We start from the raw sequence: 640 nt of genomic DNA, 5'->3' as shown, positions 1-640 counted from the left end.
TAAAACCCTGTTTCTAACGAAACGGGGTTTTTTGTTTTAAGGCTTTTGTCAGTTTTAACCGCAAAGTGCGCGAAAGGGCTTTAAAATGACGTTAAATCGCAAGGTACGCAAGGGCTATGCGCGAAGCATTGGAATTTGGAGTTTGTGCCGATAGCTTATTGGTATTGGAATTTGTATTTAACCTTAGTGCGTTAGGGATCGCAGCGGTATCCTTTTGCGGGGAACCTAAACCCCTGGCGAAGCCATCCTGAACCAATCCTGCAAAAGATTTAGCGCAGAGCCCGGCCCAGAGGGAAACGCCCAAAAATAAGACGTGATCATCTGCTATCAAGGGATTCTGTTAAATTATGCAGTAGTTTTTTTGATCTGCTCAGGTGCAGTGATTTAAGGATATGCAAAAAGTAAAGGATCAACACGAAAACCTGTGGAGTAACAAAAATTAAGCATAAATATTAGTTAGTCTAAAAAGGAAGTATTCTATATTCCTAACACCTCTGAATTTTGATCTGAATGCTTTTATTTTAGCATTGAATGATTCTGCAGAGGCATTAGTGCTTCTGTTCTCAAAATAGTTTAATATGGTTTGATAATGATTCATAATTGTACGAGAGATTGTGCCGAAAGACTTAAACCCGGATTG

The 640-nt window shown here is 39.4% G+C and carries 1 protein-coding gene; it reads right to left on the bottom strand.

The window, feature by feature from the left end:
• Positions 1-439: 439 nt before the first annotated feature.
• Positions 440-640 (bottom strand): transposase (locus GJU43_RS22735; protein ID WP_195760025.1); only part of this gene is annotated, 201 nt, incomplete at its 5' end.

Origin of the sequence: Flavobacterium sp. LC2016-23 (assembly GCF_009674775.1) — a bacterium.
Classification (GTDB): domain Bacteria; phylum Bacteroidota; class Bacteroidia; order Flavobacteriales; family Flavobacteriaceae; genus Flavobacterium.
Note: the sequence above shows the minus strand (reverse complement) of the source record. Positions and strands in the feature narration are given on the sequence as shown.